This is a genomic window from Shewanella dokdonensis, from assembly GCF_018394335.1.
Lineage (GTDB): Bacteria > Pseudomonadota > Gammaproteobacteria > Enterobacterales > Shewanellaceae > Shewanella > Shewanella dokdonensis.
Window position 1 is genome coordinate 3483933 of sequence record NZ_CP074572.1, and the last position, 20804, is coordinate 3504736.

A 20804-nucleotide genomic window follows, 5' to 3' on the forward strand; every position below is an offset into this window, starting at 1 on the left:
TGTTCAAAGCGGGCGAAAGGACTTAGTCTGTAGCATCAAGTTTTCAATATAGTTTGTATCAATGGATCTGTTAACAACCGCTCAATCGCGCTGCCGCTGGCGCGTTATTGGCATCAACATATTACTGATTGCCTTACCTCCACTGTTCTGGGCTGGCAATTTCATTGTCGGCCGCGCTATCCGCCACGATGTTCCGCCAATCACGCTGGCGTTTTATCGCTGGGTGATTGCCTTGCTGATCCTGTTACCTTTTTCGGTCGTAGCATTGAAGCGGGACTGGCATCAATATTGGCAGCATCCTTGGTTGATCCTGGGATTATCCATTACTGGCATTACGGCGTTTAACACCTTGTTGTATGTCGGACTACAAACAACGGCGGCCACTAATGGTTTGATCCTTAATTCTTGTGTGCCGCTGATAATCTTGTTATTGGGCGCGCTACTTTTCAAACAACCGTTACGGCGGCAACAGATTGCCGGTATGTTGCTGTCCTTCAGCGGAGTTTTAATGATTGTATGTCAGGGCAACTGGCAGTTATTAGCGGCGCTTGAGTTTACCCAAGGTGATTTGATCATTTTCAGTGCCTTGATTTGCTGGGCATTTTATACCCAATGGCTTAAATGTGTGCCGCCGCAGATCAGCCGTGTCGGGTTGATGTCGTTGCAGATGCTCTTGGGATTGCTGTTACTGGCTCCTTTTTATGTGTGGGAATCTGGTCAAGGCACGGCAATGCAATGGAATCTGCATGCACTGCTGGCGCTAGCGTATGTGGGCATTATCCCTTCAATTGCAGCCTATCTGCTGTATAACGCTTGTGTTGACCGACTGGGACCCGCTGCCGCAGGCATGTCAATCTATCTAATGCCGGTATTTGGGGTGGTGTTGTCGGTGTCGCTGCTGGGCGAGTTAGTGCACTGGTATCAACTTACTGGCATCGGGCTGATTTTTCTGGGGATATTCGCCGCTGGTATGTTGCCTAAATGGCGTACTATTGGCGCGACACGTCATTAATCGCGGCATGTTGGCCTGGCTTAGCGTTAGCTGTAGCGGTAAAAATTCACGATGGTGTTACATCGCTGGGCGGGAGTGTGACCCAGGTTGGATTCTTGCAAGTTAATGCTGTTACAGCAGTCGCTTATAGATGACGGCAGTAACGGCTGAGTGCTATCGTGTATTACGAATTTTATTTTTGTAATATCGACGCTGCTCGCCGCCGATGCAACTTCCCGGAGTTTCTGATGTTGCGATATCTGCTTCTGGCGTTATTTTCCGCCACTTTTTTGTGTCCGCTTAGCGCCATGGCACATTTTCAAGAACTGATCCCGTCACACGATATTGTGTCTACTCCCAGCGAGAGCCAGTTATCGCTGTCATTGAAATTTACCCATCCCATGTCGCAAGGGCCGCTGATGAATATGGCCAGGCCTGTGCAATTTGGTGTTGTCGGCCCAGAAGGAAAACAGGACCTGTTAGCCACTCTGCAATCTCAGTCAATACAGGGGGCACAAACATTTAATGCGCAGTACCGGATTAAGCGTCCTGGTGATTACCTGTTTTATGTAGAACCTGCCGCGTACTGGGAACCCGCTGAGGGCAAGATGATAGTGCATTACACCAAGGTGGTGGTGGATGCTTTTGGTATGGAAGATAACTGGGATGCTGAAATCGGTTTGCCAGTGGAAATTGTGCCATTAACCCGACCTTTTGGCCTGTGGACGGGCAACCTGTTTCAAGGGGTCGTCAAACGCAATGGCAAGCCGGTACCTTTTGCTGAAGTGGAAGTTGAATGGCGCAATGATGGCAGCATTACACCACCTGCCGATCCTTACATTACTCAAGTGGTTCATGCCGATGCCAACGGTACCTTCAGCTATGTTATGCCAAAGGCTGGCTGGTGGGGTTTTGCGGCATTACTGGAAGGTAAAAAGCCGATGAAAAACCCAGAAGGTAAAGAGGTGCCGGTGGAACGTGGCGGGCTTATCTGGGTATTTACCCGCGACATGAAGTAAAGGGAATATTGTCATGGCTCATATCCCTGAAGGTGTGTTATCGGCACCAGTGCTGATTACCGGAGCGCTGGTTACCACCGCGGCGGTGGCTTATGCCATTCGTAAATTGGATTACGACCGTTTACCGCAAGCCGCGGTGCTTGCCGCATGTTTTTTTGTGGCATCGCTGGTGGCGGTGCCCGCATACCCCAGCAGTGTGCATCTATTACTCAATGGTTTGATGGGGCTGATGCTGGGCTGGTTAGCGGTGCCAGCATTGCTGGTAGCCTTGTTATTACAGGCGGTATTTTTTGGCTTTGGTGGCTTGCTGGTGCTTGGCGTTAACTGTCTCAATATCGCGTTGCCCGCTTTACTCAGTTATTACCTGGTATCGCCGTGGCTCAACCGGGCGCTGCTGGCCAATAACCGGCGGCAGTTGTTTATCAGTGGCATGATCGCTGGTGCTATCGGGGTGGCCGGAACGGGTGCCTTGGTGTGTTTGGCGCTGGTATTGAGCGGCCCGCAGTATCTGGCGGCTGGCAAAATTATCATGCTGACTTATCTGCCCTTGCTGCTGGTGGAATCGCTGATCACCGGCGCGATTGTGGGATTTGTCGCTAAGGTGGCTCCTGAATTGTTGCAGCGTCAACTGCCACAGCCTTTGGTGGCGGAGGAATCCCATGCGACAAACTAATAAACGCCTGTTGCTGGGAATATTGCTGAGCCTATCTGGGCTTTGCAGTATGCCGCTATCAGCACATTTGCTGAAAGTTTTTGCCTGGGCCGAAGGCAACGAGATTGTTGGTAATGCTTATTTCGCCGGCGGTATTGCGGCGGGGGCGCACATATCAAGGTGTATGACGGGCAACATCAGTTGGTGGCTGAACTTAGCCCCGACAGCAAAGGCGATTTTCGAGTTAAAGTCCCAGGTGCAGCGGATTACAGCATAGTGGCCGATACTGAAGACGGTCATGTGGCCCACTGGGAGATTAAAACCGCTGAAGTCGCGGCCCCGGTGGTTACGGCGACAACTGAGACAACCCCAAAGCTGCCGCAAGTGTCGAGACCAAAAGTCCTGCGTTGATGGCAACTGCGGCCCTTGATAAGGCGGCGCTGGAGCAACTGGTGCAAACTGCGGTTGCCAGAGAAGTCGGGCCACTGCGGATGGAGTTGCAGCGCTATGCTGATCGGCTGAGATTGTCTGATCTGCTGGGTGGCATTGGTTTTATCTTTGGTCTTACGGGTGGTGCGCTGTGGTGGCGTAGCCGTAAACGGCCGCAATGACGAGTTTTTCCTTGCAACATCAGGCGCTTGAGCCTGCCTGGTTTGCGGCGCTGGATCCCCGCACGCGCTTGTTAGCCGCGCTGTTGTTTACGCTGATCGCGTTATGCCTCTCGGCGCTGCCGCCACTGCTTTTTATGCTGGTGATGGCGCTGTTCATGACCTTAGTGCTTGGCTGCCAGTGGCGACTAATCATCAAACGCATGCTGGCGTTTGAAGGTTTTATGGTGCTGGTGCTGCTGTTTTTGCCATTTACAGTAGCGGGTGAACCTTGGTTTACCTTTGCAGGGATGGATGCCAGTTACCAAGGGTTAACCCAAGCTTTAGTGATCCTGTTGCGCGGTAATGCCGTTGTGCTCGCTTTGCTGGCGTTAGTCGGCTCAATGGAACCGGTAAAGTTGGGTTATGCGCTGGCCGGCTTAGGATTGCCAGAAAAGCTGGTACAGCTGTTTATGATGACGGTGCGTTATATCGGCGTGTTATTTGATGAGCACCAACGCCTGCGTACTGCCATGAAGGCGCGTGCTTTTGTTGCTGGCAGTAACTGGCATACCTGGCGCAGTTACGGGCATCTGCTTGGCATGCTACTGGTGCGCAGCATGGAGCGGGCTCAACGTATCAGTGGTGCTATGCGTTGTCGCGGTTTTAACGGCAAATTTCATTTATTGATGCCGGTGCAATGGTGTCAGCGCGATACGGCCGCACTGACTATCGCGGTGTTACTGTTTTTACTGCCGCTAGAATGGCAGTGGTGGCAATATGGTTTCTGAACATATCAATCAACAAGATAACCTCCTGGCCGATACTTCTCCCGCCGCGTTACTCAAGGTCGCTGGGTTGGGATTCGCTTATGCCCAAAAGCCAGTGTTCAGTGAAGTGAATTTTGAGTTGCACCGTGGCGATCGGTTGGCGCTGATTGGCGCTAATGGTGCCGGGAAATCGACCCTGCTTAGAGTCCTCGTCGGCTTGGCAAAACCCAATAGTGGCAGCATCACCGCATTTGGTCAGCACTGTGTCGGCGAAGAAAGCTTTCAGCGAGTGCGACAGCGGATGGGCTTGTTGTTTCAGGATTCTGACGATCAGCTGTTTTGCCCCACCGTATTGGAAGATGTGGCCTTTGGCCCGTTGAATCAGGGATTAGCTGCCGAACAGGCGGTTGCCAAGGCGCATGCGACTTTAGCCTCACTGGGCATGGCGCAGTTTGCTGAGCGAGTAACCTATCGGCTCTCCGGCGGTGAAAAACGTATGGTGGCGCTGGCAACTGTGCTGGCGATGTCACCCGAGATATTGCTGCTGGATGAACCCACCAACGGTCTGGATGCCGCCGCAGAAGAACGTTTGTTGCAACATTTGCAGGCGTTGCCGCCAGGCGATGATTATTGTCTCTCATGATCGGGCGGTGTTGGAACGACTGGCAAATCGGGCGGTTATCTTGCAATCAGGACAACTGGATGCGGCGGTGATGCACCGTCATCCTCATCAACATGCTCACGAACATCTGCATGTACACCCATCCGCTGAAGTTGCTGCGGGTAAGCATAGTGATGCCGAACATCACTAAAGGGGATAACCCATGATCAAAAAGCCAGCCGTGCATGAGAGCAAGGCTGGCTTTTTTAATGTGATATCCGCGACTTAACCCTTAGGGATCTGCTGGGTGATACAGTGAATGTTGCCACCGCCTAAGAGGATTTCCCGCGCATCAACGCCCACCACTTCATGCTCAGGGAATATCTGTTGCAGCTTGGCTTTGGCGATATCATCGGTAGCTGGATCCAGCAGCGGAAACACCAACCGCTGGTTGCTGATAAGGAAGTTCACATAAGAACCCGCTAACCGATCACCGGCTTCACGTGGCACACCAGAGCCTTTAGCCACACCTGCGGCTTCTTGTTCAGTGCAATAAAGCGGCCCAGGTTGCGGCAGTTTATGGATCGTCAGTTTACGGCCTTTGGCATCCACGGCATTTTGCAGCACTGCATAAGCGGCTTGGGAGCGGGGATATTGCGGATCGTTTTCATCATCACACCAATGCAGGATCACTTCGCCTGGACGGGCAAAACAGCACATGTTGTCGATATGACCATCGGTTTCATCCATATAAACGCCCTGTGGCAGCCAGATAAACTGACTGACGCCCAGATATTCCGCCAGACAGGCTTCAATCTGCTGCTGGTTGAGATGTGGGTTGCGGTTAGGATTCAGCAGACATTCGGCGGTGGTCAGCAGTGTGCCTTCACCGTCCACATGGATGGAGCCGCCTTCGAGGATCAGCGGTGCGGCGTAACGGTCAAAGCCATGGGTGGCCAGCATCTGCTGTGCGACCAGTTCATCCTGATCCCAAGGTGAATACAATCCACCGTTATTGCCACCCCAGGCGTTAAAGCCCCAGTCGATACCGCGGCATTGTCCCTGACCATTGATAACCATCGTTGGCCCAGAATCCCGTGCCCAACAGTCATCACTGGCAATCGGCACCAGCTTGACTGCGGCGGGCATCAGCGCTTGTGCTTTGGCCATTTCCAGCTCGGGCACCGCCATATATACCGGCGTTGCAGCACTGATGGCACTGGCCACAGCGGCAAAGGTCTGCTGCGCATAACGGCCATTTTCGCGCCAGTTATCTGGGCGGTAAGGCCAAATCATCCATACCGCTTGCTGTGGTGCCCATTCGGCGGGCATATAAAAACCGTGCTGCTGTGGCGCACCTTGTAAGGTATTACTGCTCATGGATGATTCCTTACCAGATGTTTTCGCCATCAGAAGTCAGTAGGGTTTCGTACATCGCTGGGCGGCGGTCACGGAACAGTCCCCAACTGATACGCTGTTTGTCGATTTCAGTCAGGTCAAACTCATGTACCAGCACACATTCGCTAGTTTTGTCGGCCTGAGCAACCAAAGCGCCAGTCTGATCGGCAATGAAGGAGGAACCGTAAAACGTCATTTCTAACCCTTCAATAAACTTGCTCTTTTCAGTGCCGATACGGTTGGAGGCAATCACCGGCACCAGATTGGCGGCGGCATGACCTTGTTGCACTCGAGTCCAATGTGGCTGAGAGTCAATTTCCGGATAAGCGGGTTCAGAACCGATAGCGGTTGGGAAGAAAATCAGCTCAGCGCCTAATAATGCTAGACTGCGGGCGGTTTCTGGGAACCACTGATCCCAACAGATGCCTACGCCGATTTTGGCATAGCGGGTCTGCCACACCATAAAGCCGGTATCACCTGGAGTGAAGAACTGTTTTTCCTGATAAGCCGGGCCGTTGGGAATATGGGTCTTGCGATAGACGTCCAGCAAGCTGCCATCAGCATCAATCACCACCAGCGAGTTGTAATGGGCGTTGCCACGGCGTTCAAAAACGACAGCGGCAGTACCACTTGCAGTTCTCTGGCAATATTTTGGAAGTATTTGATAAGAGAGCTGTCTTCCAGTGTCTGTGCCAAGGCAAAGTGTTCGGGACTCTGGTCGATGCAGAAATAGGGGCTTCGAACAGTTCCTGGATCAGGATAATCTGTGCGCCCTCGGCAGCGGCTTGACGTACCAGTTTCTCGGCGCGCATCACGTTGGATTCAATATCCCAAGAACAGGCCATTTGCGTGGCGGCAACTTTCACTTTCGCCATAGCGACGACTCCTTTTGGTAAGAGGCAATAGGGGAAGCATTTACTGCACCCCAGAATAGCGCAAAGTGTATGAAGTTGTTATGTATCCATCAAATGAATATTATAAATCTAGCTATTCATATGGTGAATTTAAGATGAAGCTGAATCAGTTGGATCTCAACTTGTTACTGGCATTCGATGCCTTAATGCTGGAACGTAATGTTACCCGTGCGGCGGAGCGGTTGTTTATCAGCCAGCCAGCGATGAGTCATGCGTTAAATCGTTTACGAACAGCATTTAATGATCCGTTACTGGTGCGCACGCCACAGGGAATGTTGCCCAGTCCGCGAGCTGAAAAACTTTATCACGGGTGCAGCAGGCGCTGAAATTGCTCGAACAGCAGTTCAGTGAACCGCAACCGTTTGATCCTGCCAGTTCCCAGCGGCGATTTGTTATCAGTACCACCGATTATGTTGAATGCGTGTTGATCCCGCCGCTAATTGCCCAACTGAATCAGCTTGCTCCCGGCATCAATATTGAAATCTTAATTCTGCGCGATCAGTTGCCGGAAGCGGAACTGGCTAATGGCGATATCGATCTGGTGTTGGGCTTTGATGAATATATGAAAGTGCCACCGCATCTTAGCCGCGAAACCTGGCTGACCGAACCCTTAAGTGGCTTGGTACGGCAAGGGCATCCCAGTATTACTGAGGCCGTGGATTTGCAGCAGTTGGTGACAACGCCGCATGTGTTTCACTCACCACTGGGCACGCGGGATTCCATTGTGGATCGCTTCTTAGCTAGGCAGGGGTTAAAACGGCAGATCTCGGTCAACAGCCAGAGTTATATGTCGGCCGCCGCCATTGTCAGCCAGACCGATCAGCTATTGGTGTTGCCTCAGCGGGTGGCAAGCCTGTTGGCAGCCAGTTGGTCGTTACAGCAAGTGCGGTTACCGGCAGCGATGCCGAGCTATCATCTCAATTGTGTTTGGCATCCGGTGCAGCAGGCACAACCAGCCTTACAATGGTTGAAAGGATTGATGCGACAGTTGGTAACGGCGTAAAGTGGCCGTAGCAGCGTATCAACAAGGGGATTATCTTGGAACATGAGCAAGGCCAATCGTCAGTGGCGTTTAAGGTGATACTGGCCGACTATCAGCAACCGCGTGATGCTGAGGCTATTGTGGCATTGATGCAGCATTATGCGAAGGAACCGACCGGTGGCGGTGAGGCGTTACCTCATGCCGTTGTCGCCAATTTGGTGTCCACCATGGCAAAGCTTGATTATGTATTTAGCCTGCTGGTGTTTGCCGGGGAAACTCCGGTGGCTTTGGCGAACTGTGTGTTGGGATTTTCCACCTTTAAGTGTGCACCATTACTGAATATTCATGATCTGGTGGTGCACAGTGATTGGCGTGGTCGCGGGCTCAGCCAGTTGCTGTTACAGGCGGTGGAGCAGCAAGCAATACAAAGAGGCTGCTGCAAAGTGACGCTAGAAGTGCTGGAAGGCAATACGGTAGCTCGTCATGCCTATCTCAAGGCCGGATTTGCCCCTTACCAGTTGCGACCCGAAACCGGTAAGGCGATGTTCTGGCAAAAACCCTTGCTGCACCGTGAATAATATTGGTGCGTTGATATATCAACTCGGTGATACCTAGACGCGCTGACTGATAAATGGGCAAAAAAAGCCTCCACATACGCAGGAGGCAAAGTAAAAGCACTTCAGAGATGCATATTCTTACCCATACTTGACCAAATCGCTCATGAATTAATGCCATGAAGCCATGCCGTTTCTGAATGAGCGTGCGGTTTGTCTTGGTTCTCTGGAATAATGTTGGGCTTGGTGCTGTTACTTTTTGATCCAGTTCCCATGACTATCTTGGATCATATGGCCTTTCTCAGCCTTCGCTATCACTTTTTCCGCCGCTAGTTTGGCCACATCAGCAACGCCAATGCCGTTTTGTTTGGCAATCTTTTCATACTGTGCTTGCCGCTTGGCATTGATGTCCTTCACCAATTCAGCTACTCCGGCCGCTGGTTTGACGACTGCCAGATAACCATTCAACTGTTCGCCTACTAAGCCTTGATCTTTGGCGTCTTGTAAACTGATGGCGAAACTGGAGAAGCTCAGCAACAGCGCGCAAAGCAGAGTCATTATTCGGGTTTTCATCGGTCAGTTCCCCTCAAAAGAGTTCATTATTAGACACCAGATCATCCAGTGCTTTATCTACTTTGATACGGATCTCATGTTCAATCTTGACGTTAAGATTGATCACGATTGGCTTATCTGGCGGTTCTATTTTGACCGTTGGCGTACAACCGCTGAGCAAAATGCCCAGCAGCAAACAACTTCCAGTTACGCGAGGGAGATGATTCATATCCGGTTCCTGTTTCACTGCATGGATGCTTCAAGCTGCGTTTGCAATCGGTCACCAATTGACAGACTACGAAGCAGTTGCAGCAGGTTCTCTTCATGGCTGTAGTTTAACTCAATCGGTCGCTCCACGCCCTTACCATGACCTTTGATTGCCATGTTAAGGGTGGCGTCGCCAGAGGGCGCCATATCAAAAGTGCTGTTGATTTCCTGGTATTGCAACTCCTCCAATGTCGAAAACACAAAATCAAGATAGGGCTGGCCTTGGCGCATCTGCTGCACGGCGGGGTTATTGCCTACACGGATAAATCCCCCGGGCGCGCGGGATGCCAGATGGCCGCCGCTAACGGTTAGTTGATTATTGGTAATGGCCAGCGGCAATACACCGTCAAATAGGCCGCTTGCATCAATGCCTTGTTGCGGATTGGCCTGCAATAATTGATGCAGATCCAGCCCCTGTAATAGCAGATAGGCGTCCGATGGCTGGTTTAGCCGCAAACGAAAACGTGGCAGTGATAACTGTCCGCCAAGGGTCTGGGCGTTGGCCGACAGTTGGATATCGGCATCGTTAAATCCCGGCAGCAACCAGTTGCCGGCTTGTTGACGTTTTTGTGCATCCAGTTCGGGGGTCAGAGAAATATCACCATCGAGGCTGACATTATCCAGTAATACACCGGGATTGAAGGCGGCCATTTTCAAGGCTAATTGCTGGCAGTTAACGGCTGCGGTTGCCGATTGACTGGCGGCTTTATCCAATATAAAACGGCAATCACTGCTGGTCTGTAATCCTTCAAAGGGTAATTGTCGATAACTGCCTGCGACCTCATCGAGTTGTGGTCGTAGCTGACCACTCAGGGTAAATGCGCTTCCCCGTTGTTGCAGGTCAATGTCAGCATTAAGGTGCGCGGTACCACGCAACTGCCAGTCACCGGATAACACCAGATTTTTAGCCGCTAATGCTTGAATAGCCGTCAGCGGCGCTTGCATTTGCCAGTGTCCGCTCAAATCGTATCCGGCAATTGCAATTGCAGTTGCTTGCAGATAGGGTCGCAACTGGTGCTGGCTGGTAAATTTCAAATTGTCCAGTTGCCACTGTTCTTGACTGCTGAGACGCTTGCCATCCCATTGCCATTGTTCTGCCAGTGACATGTTGCTGAGATTCAATATTGTCTCTGTGCGTGCGCCGAGTTTTGTTTGGCGTTTTTGACTGATATGAATACCTTCGGCATCGACTGCCAAGCGTTGCTTGAATGCCAGCGCTTGTAGTTGCGTTAAGGCAGCGAGTTGATGCCATTGCCATTTCTGCTGAGGTATTCCCGGTAACGTCAACTTGAGTTGGCCAATATTGGCCTGAACATCGGCGATGCGACTCGCTAATCCGCTGAGGTGTTGCTCGACCTCTGGTAATGTCAGTTGCAACCATTGTGGGGTTAGGGTGAACTGCAATGCTTGGGTGAACTGAGTGTCACTGTTGGCAATCTCCAGTGCCAGTTTATCGGCTTGTTTAAACTGTAATGCTTGCGTGTGCAATTGGGCCTCTTTGGCGACAGAGACCGAGAGTTCAGTGTTGTTGCCATCGAGTTGTAAGTTGCCGGCAACATGCGCAAGAACGCTGTGGCTGCTGAGTGTCAAATCAGCCTGTTGCCACTGTAACCCTTGTGGCAGGTGAAGTTGTAACTGCCAGTCGGCCTGTAATTGCAGGGCAGGAATCTGCTGTAACAGTTGTTGCAGTGAGTGCTGGATACTATCGTCTAGCTGCGCTGTCATCGGCGCGGGTTTGTTAGCTGGCGCCAAGGTCAAATGCCTCAGGTTAAGTGTCAGCCAGTCAGTTGCTGAAGCTACAGCTGGGGTTAATTGCAGTGCTGGGAGTGCCAAGGTTTGCTGCGCCAGATCCAGTGTTGCGCCTTCTGCTATTTCTAGGGTTAGCCCAACAACTGGCGCGGTGGCAGGTTGGTGCAGGGCTTGGCTTATGTGTGACAGCAGCGCTTCGATGGCTTGGTCGTCAGTCGGTGTTGGCGTCGCTCGCCAGATATCGAGCCACTGTAACAGTTTTTGCCGTTGCAAGGCTGAAGTTTGGAGCGATAACTGCACTGGCGCCAGCGCTAACTGTTGTTGCTGGTCAGTGGCATTGAAGGCGAAGGACACACTGTTTGCCGGACATTCGACGCTAGTCTGTGGCGTGAAATTTAAATGTGTATCCGCCGCTGCGGGCAACCATAGCGCAGGCGCTGTCCAGCAAACGGTTACCGCAGTATTACCTTGCTGTAATCCCAATTGCACTTTTGCTGCGAGCGTCCCGGCGATATGTGGCAATTTTTGCAGCAAATCTGTCTGTAACCAGGGATAGGCGGTTTGCAGTGTCTTGGCGTTTATATCATCCGCCAGCTGTGTTACGGCGGCCTGCACCGCATCGGGCGTCAGGGTCAAGTGCGCCTGCCACGCCTGTTGTGATGTGCCTGTGGATGTGGGCAACTGCGTGTGTAGATCGCCGCTGAGCGCCATTAACGCTTGCCACTGCGTTTGTTGCCACCACTCGAGTTGGCTGGCAATTTTGCCATCATGGCTTAACGTCAGTTGCGGCAATCTTAAGCGAAAACGAGTAGGTGAGGCGTTAACAAAGGCGATTTCGGTATCATTGAGACGAATATTGGGTAATACCGAGGATAGCGGCAATGACAGCGCCTTGTTGTCGTCCCCGGGTAACAATAACTGAGGCGTCAATAATAGCTGTGCATGCTGGTAGCTGACGTCCTGAATATTCTCTAATAACCATTGCGGGCTGCCAATTGCCGCCGTTGGAGTATTTTGCTGATACCACTGCCATAGTCTCGGCAAACTGATTGGTTGTCGCAGGCGTAGCTGGAGTTGCTCAAATTGCAGTTGGCTGCCTTGATAATTGACTGTCAATTGCGGCAGTGTGAGCGTATCCCAGGTAGCAATATGCCAACTAAGCGCGGTTATCTGGATGCCTTTTGCCTGCAACTGCTGATTAAGTTGCGGTAACCACCATGTTTGCTTTTGCGTCAGCAACCACCAGCTAGCAGCCAGCAGCATTGATAGCAGCAACAGGCCACAGACTAATGAGGTCAGCGTCAGATAGAGCAAACGCTTGCGGCTAATCATGATGGTTGACCGCTTATATTTGCCAACTGATTTCGGTGGTCAACTCGTGGCGCTCACCGGGGGCTAAGGTGACGGCATCTTCCCGTACATTGGCCGCTTCCAGACAGACCATTTGCAGATAATCATCATCATTAAAACGTGATAAACGCTGAGATTTTTCTATCCAAGGGTTCCACAATACGGCCGACTGACTGTGTGCTCTTTTAACCACTATGACGCCATGCGGCGTCTGTAATTGCTGCTCGTCACCGAGTCCGTTATAGACCCTGTCGGTTTCTTGTACAAAATGAACATCATCTGTGGTTTGTGCATAAGGGCCGTTGCCGAACTCTATGTAATGTGCCCCTTTAAAACCCCTAGCCACTAACTGATGAATATCTCCAATAGGAAAATAGCTGTGTAGTGCCTGAGTCAGTGTCACCGGGTGGTTATCCAGATTGATGTTGATCAGACTGACTCGCAATTGCTGGCCAAATCGGCAGTGCAACTCTACTCGGGTATTATGCGGCCAGAAACGGCGGTCAGCTTCTAGCAGCGGCAATACAAATTTCAGTGTTACCACTTCATCTTGAATCTCACTGCTGAGGTGGCGCCATTGGCGATTTCTGGCAAATCCATGTTGCGGCCAACCAGGGTTTGGATGTTGACCAAACCATGGCCAGCATACGGGAATGCCACCTCGGATGCCGTTGCCCGGTTGGTAATCATCGGCGCTGGATACCCACAACAAAGGTGCTTGCCCCTTGGGAATGAAACTGTCAATTTGCGCGCCCTGCAATAGGATCCGGGCGTAGCACAGCTCGCTGGTTACTTCGATATATTCAAGTCCGTTCGGGTGGACGCTGGTTGTGATCACCGCCATGAAGATTCCTCTGTTCTGACCACCGTGGCTGGCGGTCATTATCATTTTTATAGCTTACCGATTTTTGCCGCATCCTTTAAGCATTTGATCTTTATAGACTGGGCAAACTGCTGAAGATCTGGTAAACCTGCTGCCACCAGTCGCAGAAGGAATGACTTAAGATGGATTTAACTTACGATAATAACAACGTGTTCGCCCGCATTATCCGTGGGGAACTGCCCTGTATCAAAGTCTATGAAGACGCCGATACCTTGGCTTTTATGGATATCATGCCGCAAATGCCCGGGCATCTGTTGGTATTGCCCAAAGCGCCAGCGGTGACGCTATACCAATTGCCGGATGAAGCGGCACTGGCTTGTTTCAGAACCCTCAAAAAGTGGGCACAGCCTTGCAGCAAGCCATGGGGGTTGAAGGCAGTACTGTGGTGCAACACAACGGCAGTTATGCCGGGCAAAGTGTGCCACATGTACATTTTCATTTGCTGCCTGGGCCACTCAAGGGCTTAAAACCACACGCACAAATTGCCGGTGATAATGCTGAGATTGAAGCCATTGCCGTGCGTATTCGCGCGCTGTTGGCAGAATGATAAACAACGCTACAGTTCACAAAATCCGTTGCTGATTGAAGTCTGGCGACTTTGGAAACTAAAGCTTACTTCGGAATATCGCGCTCATTTTTTACAATGATGGTGGATTAACAGCCGAAGAAGGGTAACCGATGAAACCTGTGTTTAAAGTCGAACAGTCGCAACGGGAACACAGTGCTCAGGCCAGAACGCTCTGGTGTGCGCAACATGAACGCTGTGATTATGTGGTCATGGACGGCGATGATGAAGTGCATTTTACCGACTACGCACAGCCGGGCCGACTCCAACTGTTACGGGCCTCGCAGCCCATCAATAGTGCTGAGGCACTGTTGCAGTTTGTAGAGCAGGATTATCAGCAGCGTTTTGCCGATTAAGGTAACAACCGGGAGATAACCCGCTCCCGGTTGCTCTCTGGGGTTAATGCTCAAGCTTACCGCGTCAGCCTGAGCATGTTTTGCCCTAAATCCCGTAGTTCCCATTTCGATTAGAGATAGACACTTAACGAGTCATCAGTGCTTACCCGTCAAATCGATTTGATATACGGCAAATCCCAGTTCATCTATGTGCAGTTTATGCATCGGACGGTGTTGATGTTCCTTGATAAAGGCATCTGCTTTGTCACTATTTTGCGTGGTAAAACGGATATCCAACGGCGTATCGCTAGGAATATCGGCAAAGTCCCAGTTATAGTCTGCCGCCGGATTGACCATGGTCTGATATCGCCCCGTGCTGGCATCAAACGTAGACTGGGTGCTGATGTAGTGCACCAAAGCATCCCGATTACTGTTAGGCAATTCCATCACCACATGCTGGCTGCCAGTGCCGGCAAATTTGCCACCAAAAGCGCGGTAGTTATTGGTGGCCACAATAAATACTTGTTTAGCTAACGCTTGGCCCGTCAGCACTTTCCCCGCCGGCGTGCGATAACTCAAGTCGACTATCCGCGATGCTTGTGGATCCAGCAACTGGCAGTCACGGTCGAATTTACTCGGCTGGGTTACATCAACCCGATAACTGACACCATCGATAATATCGAAGTTGTAAGTGGGATGATTGTAGTTGATCAGCTGCTGCGGCTTGCTGCTGTGCGGATCTATCCGGTTGAATTGATTGGCAGAACACTCCAGCCAGTCTTTTAACTCTGCGCCCGTCACCTTGACGGCCACCATAGTGTTGGGGAACAGATAAAGATCCGCGGCATTCTTGAAGGTCAGTGTACCTTTGGCCACCTGAATATACTGATCGGCATCACTGGTGGTGCCGTGACGTCCGCCAGCTTTGAATGGCGCGGCGGCTGATAACACTGGCAAGCCTTTTAGTGTTTCTGGTAACTGTGCTTTCACCTCTGCTATCTGCGCATCCGCCACGATTTGAACCGATGGATCGTCTTGCACTTGCGCGAGAAAACTGTACATGTCGGTGGCGGCCGCACCGATAGGGCGTTCCATATACGCCTGTGTTCCTTGATGCTCGGCGGCCACGGCCTGATGAATATGTGCATCGGCGGTCACTAGCGCTTGTTTACCAAGACCATCGTAAATAGGCACTGCCTTAGCGCTGGCCGCTACAATCTGCCAGCGGTTTTGCTGTAATTGCAGGGTAAAATCCACTTGGCCCATGTTATCGCCCCAGCGACCAGGCATCACGGCTGGGATGCCGTTCATCAGGCCTTTACTGATATCGGTGTTGGGTAAACTACGGTAGCGCGCATCGGGGAAAATCGAATGGCTGTGACCGAATAACACCGCATCTATGCCGGGCACTTGGGTGATGGCATAAACGGCATTTTCTGCCTTAGGATCTCCTGGGTTTTGTGTGGAACCGATCCCCGAATGCGGAATGGCAATAATGATATCAGCACCTTTGGCTTTCATTTCAGGAACCAGTTTCTTTGCGGTTTCTATGATGCTGTCGGCACGGACTTTACCGCGCAGATTCTGTTGATCCCATTGCAGAATTTGCGGTGGCACAAAACCAATGTAGCCAATGTTCAAAGTGTGGCTGTGGCCCGCCGTATCTGTCACTTGCGTGGGTTTTATCAGATAAGGGGTGAACAGGTGTTGATCTTGCTTAATACCGTCCCAGCACTCGGCGGCGGCACAATAAACATTGGCATTGATGTAAGGGAAACGGGCGCCTGACAGCGATTTATGCAGAAAATCCAACCCATAGTTGAACTCATGATTACCGATATTCCCCACTGTGTAATCCAGCAGATTCATCGCCTTATATACCGGATGGACCTGCCCAGGCTGTAGTCCGGTATAAGCCATGTAATCTCCCATGGGACTGCCCTGCAACAGGTCGCCATTATCAACCAGCACCGCATTGTCGGCTGTTTTACGCGCTGCTTCTATCAGGCTGGCGGTTCGTGCTAGTCCAATGGTCGGGTCTTCTTTCCCGGCATAGTAGTTGTAATCCATGATATTGGCATGCAGATCGGATGTTTCCAGCACGCGCAGTTTTACCGTGGCAGGCTGTGGGGATTGTTGCGCAAAGGCATTGAAACTGAAAGCAATAGCCAGCGTCAGCAGTGATATTTTATGCATAAGAAGTCTTATCAAAAAGGCCAGACAAAAAGTGTTTTTGGGTAACTGAGCTTAATTTGCCGCTTCAATGTTACCTGAGGTAGCTAACCTTAGCGGTTATTCCTTAAAACTACTGGAATTTTTGTAACAGAAGCTAACAGTCGGGCACAATTTTTACAGCCACTGCGAGATAAATAACATGTTCTTCCGTTTTAGCGCGATTTTTTAGCATAACGCGCTAGTGTTGCCGGTGCGCTAATGCAACGGCAGTGATCGGCAGAAAATTCTTACAGTTCAGTGATTGTTCCGACTGCGCAAAACTTGGTAAGGTTGGGGCGGGAATCAATCTGGGCTGTCGTGCCCCGCCACAATTGAGTGGCAATTCATAATCATAAACAGACGACAGCATGAGAAAAACGGAGTCATAATGCATAAAACAGTTATTGCTACTGCCATCGGCGCCGCGCTGATCCTCAGCGCTTGTGGTGAGCAGAAAGCGCAAGCCCCCAAACCGAAGTAAAAGCCAACTCCTTGGCTGCGGATGCCGCTAAAATTGCCGCACCAGCCGATACCAAGAAAGACACCAAGAAAGTGGAAAATGTATTGCTTGAACCCAGTCCGCTAACCTTTCAGGCACCACAGTATGACCTGATCACCAAGGCGGATTTTATCCCGGCATTTAAAGCCGGTATCAAAGAACACAGTGATGAAATCGCTGCCATCGCCAACAATCCAGAAGCGCCAACCTTTGCCAACACAATTGTTGCCATGGAAAAAACTGGTGCCACTCTCGATCGCACCAGTCGTGCGTTCTTCCAGTATTCTGGTTTGCTCGCCGATGACGAAGTGCAGAAGATTGAAGAGCAAGCGATGCCGATGTTGACTGAGCACTCTGACAACATCTACATGGATCCAAAACTGTTTGCGCGTGTGCAGGCAGTTTATGACGCAAAAGATAAACTCACTGATAAAGTGGATCAGCGTTTAGTACAGCATTATTACGACGAGTTTGTTCGTGCTGGCGCTAAATTGAATGATCAGGATAAAGCGAAACTGCGTGACCTGAATGGCGAACTGTCCAAACTGGCGACCGAGTTTTCACAAAATATTCTGAAGTCATTCAAAGATGACACCATTCTGGTGACTGACAAAGCCCAACTGCAAGGGCTGAGCGACGATGAAATCAATGGTCTAGCGGCAGCAGCTAAAACCGCAGGCAAAGAGGGATATCTGATTTCGCTGGTGAATACTACCCGTCAGCCATTGCTTATGCACCTGGATAACCGCGAACTGCGTCAGAAAATCTGGGAAACTTCAGCTAACCGGGCACAAGGTACTAACGGCCCGCTGGTGTTGAAACTGGCAGAGTTACGTGCTGAGAAAGCGAAACTGCTGGGTTATGACACTTGGGCTGGCTACGTGCTGGCCGATCAGATGGCGGGTAAGCCTGCTGCGGTATACAGCATGCTAGACAATCTGGCACCTAAAGCGGTAGATAAAGCCAAGGCGGAAGCGGCGGATATCCAGAAAGAAATCAAAGCCGAAGGCGGTAATTTTGAACTCAAACCTTGGGACTGGAACTACTACGCTGAAAAAGTACGTAAAGCCAAATATGATCTCGATGAAGCACAGATCAAACCTTACTTTGAGTTTAATCGGGTACTGAACGATGGCTTGTTCTTTGCCATGAATAAGCTGTATGGCATCACCTTTAAACCGCGTACCGACCTGCCGGTATGGCAAGAAGATGTCAAGGTTTGGCAGGTATTTGATAAAGACGGCAGCCCACTGGCACTGTTCTATCTGGATCCCTATGCCCGTGTCGGTAAAAATGGTGGCGCCTGGATGGATGAGATTGTCACCCAGAACTATCTGATGGATGGCAAACCTGTGGTGTATAACGCCCTGAATATTCCCAAACCTGCCGCTGGACAGCCAACATTGCTGACCTTTGATGAAGTGGTCACCATGTTCCACGAATTTGGTCATGCGGCGCACGGTATCTTCTCTAAAGTGAAGTATCCAAGCTTGGCGGGAACTTCTACCTCCCGTGACTTTGTCGAATTCCCTTCACAGTTCAATGAAGATTGGGCCATCAACCCTGAAGTGTTGGCAAATTACGCTAAAAACTACAAAACGGGTGAGCCAATCCCCGCTGATTTACTGAAGAAAATTCGCGATGCAGCCACCTTTAACCAAGGCTTTAACACCGTAGAATATCTTGGCGCGGCTTTGCTGGATATGGAATGGCATTCCATTAAAGCTGGCAGCAAGATCACTGACGTGAATGCTTTCGAAAAAGCCGCCCTGGAAAAACATGGTATTTACTATGCGCCAGTGATGCCACGTTATCGTTCTTGCTACTTTAGCCATGCATTTTCTGGCGGTTATTCCGCAGGTTACTACGCTTATTTGTGGACAGAAGTGTTTGCTGCAGACGCCTTCTCTTACATGAAGGATAACGGTGGCCTGACCCATGCTAACGGCGATAAATTCCGTGAAGACGTGTTGTCTAAAGGCAACAGCCAGGATTTGATGCAAGATTACATCAACTTCCGCGGGCAGCAACCTACGATTGATGCGTTACTGAAACGTCGTGGTCTGGTAGATTAATAGCCAGCCTAGTTGGTTTAAACACCCGCCATCTGGCGGGTGTTTTTTACTGTTTCAGTTTTACTGTTTTGGGGGAGTAATCATGAGTGATATCCAATATCCTATCCACGGTAGCTGCCAGTGTGGCAGTGTCACCTATGAATTGCTGGCACCACCGCTGCGAGTGGTCGCTTGTCACTGCAAGGCTTGTCAAAAACTGTCTACCAGCGCTTTTAGCATTACCGCATTGGTTAATGCAGAGGATGTGGTTTTTCACGGCGAGATGAAACCTTGGCAGCGTACAGCTGACAGCGGTAACATCAATGCGGCGATGTTTTGCCCCCATTGTGGTAATCGCATCTATCACTTTAACCCGGCTCATCCTGAAAAGATCAAGTTGAAACCAAGCAATCTAGATGACACTCGGATTATTCAGCCGACAACGCATGGTTGGGTCAGTGAAAAACAGGATTGGTTTCAGATCCCTGAGGGCGCTACACAATTTCCCTATCAAGTAGAGTATTAATCGCTGTTTGCGAAGCGTTATCAAATACTAGGAGAAAACATGTTGATTCGAAGCATGACGGCAGATGACGCCGCGGCTGTCAGCGCAGTCTGTATGCGTTCATTCAGTCATAGCGTTGCCAACTCATTGGCAGCCGCGGGGGCGCTAACCTTTGCGACTATTGCCAGCGCTGAGGCGTTTCTTAAACGGTTGCAGGAAGATAATGTCATTTTGGTTGCAACAGATGAGACTCAGATCATGGGGGTGGTGGAGTTGAGAGCGGGCAGTCATGTGTCCATGTTTTTTGTCGATCCTGAGTATCAAAAACAAGGTATCGGCAAACAGTTACTGCATACCGTGCTGGAACGTGCCCAAACCGATGATGTGACGGTGAATGCATCCCTCTATTCGGTTCCTGTGTATCGCAAGTCAGGTTTTGAGTGCCGGGGCGATGTGGCCGAACACGCGGGACTAACATATCAGCCAATGGTATTGCACTTGCTCACAGCTGCTGACTAAAACTCGCGCCCCACAGCTGCGCACCAATTTACGAACCATATTTACCGAAAGTGCGATTATGTCGCAGCCTGTTGTGTTTATTGGTGCTTGACATAACGCTAAATTTTACGCCAACCACTTGTGATACATCATGAATTTCATGAACTCTAGCCTTCCTTAATCGAAAGAGTTCGATACAATGTTACACATATGTAGTGATCGCTTTCAGTCTTCATCCGCATGAAAACAGCGTTTCTGGATAGCGATTGAAGACAGGCATACTCGGAGAGAACAATGGCGGAACCGCAGCAAGTGAGCCGACCTGATGACAGCACCTTGTCGATCATGATGTCGCATTTTATCCATCTGGATCAGGTGATGTGGAGCCGGGTGCAATGGTTGATTGCCATTCAGACTGCGGCCATAGGTGGGGCGTATGCGCTAGGCACGGATAATCACGATATTTCGTCTGCGGTGGTATTGTGTGTGTGCGCATTTGTAACGGTAATTCTGTTGTTCATGATGCGCCGTGACGAAGTGATCCGTGATGCTAATCTGCCGCTGCTGAAAACCCTGCACCCCGAGTTCATTTTCAGTCCTAAACTTTCTAAAGGCGCTCCGCTTAAAGGGCGTCAGTTGAATGCCATCCTGTTCTTCTCTTTCCTGGTTATGGATCTGGTTGGTGCAACATTTGTGGTGTTGTTTCCGATATTGTTCAAATAATCATCCAGTTAAACATGGCGTAGTACAAAAAGAGCTGCTTTGCAGCTTTTTTTATGGCAATTTAAGAAATAATTATGAGCAATGACAAGCGCTTGCCTATGCCTAAGCGTTAAAACAAGGTATTGTTATTGAAGGTTGCAAA

23 protein-coding genes and 2 pseudogenes are annotated in these 20804 nt (G+C 50.5%); 17 read left to right on the forward strand and 8 right to left on the reverse strand.

What is annotated here, in order from left to right:
* The first annotated feature begins 61 nt into the window (after nucleotides 1–61).
* The 8 genes from KHX94_RS16760 to KHX94_RS20720 all read left to right on the forward strand — a co-directional run bounded on the left by KHX94_RS16760 (nucleotide 62) and on the right by KHX94_RS20720 (nucleotide 4831).
* Complete coding sequence (locus tag KHX94_RS16760) at nucleotides 62–1012, forward strand: DMT family transporter (protein WP_213681478.1); 951 nt, start codon at nucleotides 62–64, stop codon at nucleotides 1010–1012.
* Nucleotides 1013–1239: 227 nt separating this feature from the next.
* On the forward strand, nucleotides 1240–2010 hold the full coding sequence (locus tag KHX94_RS16765) for a DUF4198 domain-containing protein (protein WP_213681479.1): 771 nt from the start codon (nucleotides 1240–1242) through the stop codon (nucleotides 2008–2010).
* A gap of 13 nt (nucleotides 2011–2023) precedes the next feature.
* The gene (cbiM, locus tag KHX94_RS16770; RefSeq protein WP_213681480.1) at nucleotides 2024–2683 is read left to right on the forward strand and encodes a cobalt transporter CbiM; all 660 of its coding nucleotides are present in this window, start codon (nucleotides 2024–2026) and stop codon (nucleotides 2681–2683) included.
* A 159-nt stretch (nucleotides 2684–2842) separates the two neighbouring features.
* Nucleotides 2843–3073, forward strand: coding sequence for a hypothetical protein (locus KHX94_RS16775; protein ID WP_213681481.1), 231 nt, complete (start codon nucleotides 2843–2845; stop codon nucleotides 3071–3073).
* The gene (locus KHX94_RS16780) at nucleotides 3073–3273 is read left to right on the forward strand and encodes a hypothetical protein (RefSeq protein WP_213681482.1); all 201 of its coding nucleotides are present in this window, start codon (nucleotides 3073–3075) and stop codon (nucleotides 3271–3273) included. Before KHX94_RS16775 ends, KHX94_RS16780 begins: the two co-directional genes overlap by 1 nt.
* Entirely contained in the window at nucleotides 3270–4040 is a 771-nt protein-coding gene (gene cbiQ / locus KHX94_RS16785; protein WP_213681483.1) for a cobalt ECF transporter T component CbiQ, read from the forward strand. Before KHX94_RS16780 ends, cbiQ begins: the two co-directional genes overlap by 4 nt.
* Nucleotides 4030–4662: an energy-coupling factor ABC transporter ATP-binding protein gene (locus KHX94_RS16790; RefSeq protein ID WP_244859208.1), complete on the forward strand. Its 633-nt coding sequence runs from the start codon at nucleotides 4030–4032 to the stop codon at nucleotides 4660–4662. Before cbiQ ends, KHX94_RS16790 begins: the two co-directional genes overlap by 11 nt.
* Nucleotides 4643–4831 carry a hypothetical protein gene (locus KHX94_RS20720; RefSeq protein WP_244859209.1) on the forward strand — a complete coding sequence of 63 codons (189 nt, stop codon included), beginning with the start codon at nucleotides 4643–4645 and terminating at the stop codon, nucleotides 4829–4831. The genes KHX94_RS16790 and KHX94_RS20720 overlap by 20 nt, the downstream gene beginning before the upstream one ends.
* Before the next feature lie 74 nt (nucleotides 4832–4905).
* On the opposite strand, the gene aguA is transcribed toward KHX94_RS20720, so the two are convergent.
* Genes aguA through KHX94_RS21880 form a run of 3 tightly spaced genes read right to left on the reverse strand, consistent with a single transcriptional unit; the run spans nucleotide 4906 to nucleotide 6893 of the window.
* Nucleotides 4906–6000: an agmatine deiminase gene (gene aguA / locus KHX94_RS16795; RefSeq protein WP_213681484.1), complete on the reverse strand. Its 1095-nt coding sequence runs from the start codon at nucleotides 5998–6000 to the stop codon at nucleotides 4906–4908.
* Between the two features lie 10 nt (nucleotides 6001–6010).
* Nucleotides 6011–6679: a nitrilase-related carbon-nitrogen hydrolase gene (locus tag KHX94_RS16800; protein WP_425314073.1), complete on the reverse strand. Its 669-nt coding sequence runs from the start codon at nucleotides 6677–6679 to the stop codon at nucleotides 6011–6013.
* A complete protein-coding gene (locus KHX94_RS21880) occupies nucleotides 6624–6893 on the reverse strand; it encodes a nitrilase-related carbon-nitrogen hydrolase (RefSeq protein ID WP_280529587.1) in 270 nt (89 codons plus the stop codon). The genes KHX94_RS16800 and KHX94_RS21880 overlap by 56 nt, the downstream gene beginning before the upstream one ends.
* A 134-nt stretch (nucleotides 6894–7027) precedes the next feature.
* On the opposite strand from KHX94_RS21880, the gene KHX94_RS16805 reads away from it, so the two are divergent.
* From KHX94_RS16805 to KHX94_RS16815, 3 genes are read left to right on the forward strand one after another with little or no spacing between them, the layout of a single operon-like run.
* Nucleotides 7028–7258: a LysR family transcriptional regulator gene (locus KHX94_RS16805; RefSeq protein WP_213681485.1), complete on the forward strand. Its 231-nt coding sequence runs from the start codon at nucleotides 7028–7030 to the stop codon at nucleotides 7256–7258.
* Nucleotides 7259–7260: 2 nt separating this feature from the next.
* On the forward strand, nucleotides 7261–7935 hold the full coding sequence (locus KHX94_RS16810; protein ID WP_213681486.1) for a LysR substrate-binding domain-containing protein: 675 nt from the start codon (nucleotides 7261–7263) through the stop codon (nucleotides 7933–7935).
* Nucleotides 7936–7970: 35 nt separating this feature from the next.
* Nucleotides 7971–8492: a GNAT family N-acetyltransferase gene (locus KHX94_RS16815; RefSeq protein WP_244859210.1), complete on the forward strand. Its 522-nt coding sequence runs from the start codon at nucleotides 7971–7973 to the stop codon at nucleotides 8490–8492.
* 228 nt (nucleotides 8493–8720) lie between these two features.
* Here the strand turns inward: KHX94_RS16815 and KHX94_RS16820 are convergent, their stop codons facing one another.
* Genes KHX94_RS16820 through KHX94_RS16835 form a run of 4 tightly spaced genes read right to left on the reverse strand, consistent with a single transcriptional unit; the run spans nucleotide 8721 to nucleotide 13230 of the window.
* Nucleotides 8721–9041, reverse strand: a complete 321-nt coding sequence (locus KHX94_RS16820) for a YdbL family probable chaperone protein (protein ID WP_213681487.1) — start codon at nucleotides 9039–9041, stop codon at nucleotides 8721–8723.
* A 13-nt stretch (nucleotides 9042–9054) separates the two neighbouring features.
* Nucleotides 9055–9249 carry a YnbE family lipoprotein gene (locus KHX94_RS16825; RefSeq protein ID WP_213681488.1) on the reverse strand — a complete coding sequence of 65 codons (195 nt, stop codon included), beginning with the start codon at nucleotides 9247–9249 and terminating at the stop codon, nucleotides 9055–9057.
* 14 nt (nucleotides 9250–9263) lie between these two features.
* Nucleotides 9264–12368, reverse strand: coding sequence for an intermembrane phospholipid transport YdbH family protein (locus KHX94_RS16830; protein ID WP_213681489.1), 3105 nt, complete (start codon nucleotides 12366–12368; stop codon nucleotides 9264–9266).
* A gap of 13 nt (nucleotides 12369–12381) precedes the next feature.
* Entirely contained in the window at nucleotides 12382–13230 is an 849-nt protein-coding gene (locus KHX94_RS16835) for a D-hexose-6-phosphate mutarotase (protein WP_213681490.1), read from the reverse strand.
* 161 nt (nucleotides 13231–13391) lie between these two features.
* Between KHX94_RS16835 and KHX94_RS16840 the strand changes: the two are divergent.
* Nucleotides 13392–13816, forward strand: a pseudogene (locus tag KHX94_RS16840) (HIT family protein).
* A 131-nt stretch (nucleotides 13817–13947) separates the two neighbouring features.
* Nucleotides 13948–14190: a hypothetical protein gene (locus tag KHX94_RS16845; protein WP_213681491.1), complete on the forward strand. Its 243-nt coding sequence runs from the start codon at nucleotides 13948–13950 to the stop codon at nucleotides 14188–14190.
* A 135-nt stretch (nucleotides 14191–14325) separates the two neighbouring features.
* Here the strand turns inward: KHX94_RS16845 and KHX94_RS16850 are convergent, their stop codons facing one another.
* Entirely contained in the window at nucleotides 14326–16365 is a 2040-nt protein-coding gene (locus KHX94_RS16850) for a bifunctional 2',3'-cyclic-nucleotide 2'-phosphodiesterase/3'-nucleotidase (protein ID WP_213681492.1), read from the reverse strand.
* A 573-nt stretch (nucleotides 16366–16938) separates the two neighbouring features.
* Between KHX94_RS16850 and KHX94_RS16855 the strand changes: the two are divergent.
* The 4 genes and pseudogenes from KHX94_RS16855 to KHX94_RS16870 form a co-directional block, all read left to right on the forward strand.
* A pseudogene (locus tag KHX94_RS16855) lies at nucleotides 16939–18957 on the forward strand (M3 family metallopeptidase); the annotation flags it as partial.
* Between the two features lie 82 nt (nucleotides 18958–19039).
* Nucleotides 19040–19462 carry a GFA family protein gene (locus KHX94_RS16860; RefSeq protein ID WP_213681493.1) on the forward strand — a complete coding sequence of 141 codons (423 nt, stop codon included), beginning with the start codon at nucleotides 19040–19042 and terminating at the stop codon, nucleotides 19460–19462.
* Between the two features lie 39 nt (nucleotides 19463–19501).
* A complete protein-coding gene (locus KHX94_RS16865) occupies nucleotides 19502–19960 on the forward strand; it encodes a GNAT family N-acetyltransferase (RefSeq protein ID WP_244859211.1) in 459 nt (152 codons plus the stop codon).
* Nucleotides 19961–20233: 273 nt separating this feature from the next.
* The gene (locus tag KHX94_RS16870) at nucleotides 20234–20662 is read left to right on the forward strand and encodes a hypothetical protein (protein ID WP_213681494.1); all 429 of its coding nucleotides are present in this window, start codon (nucleotides 20234–20236) and stop codon (nucleotides 20660–20662) included.
* Nucleotides 20663–20804: the final 142 nt, after the last annotated feature.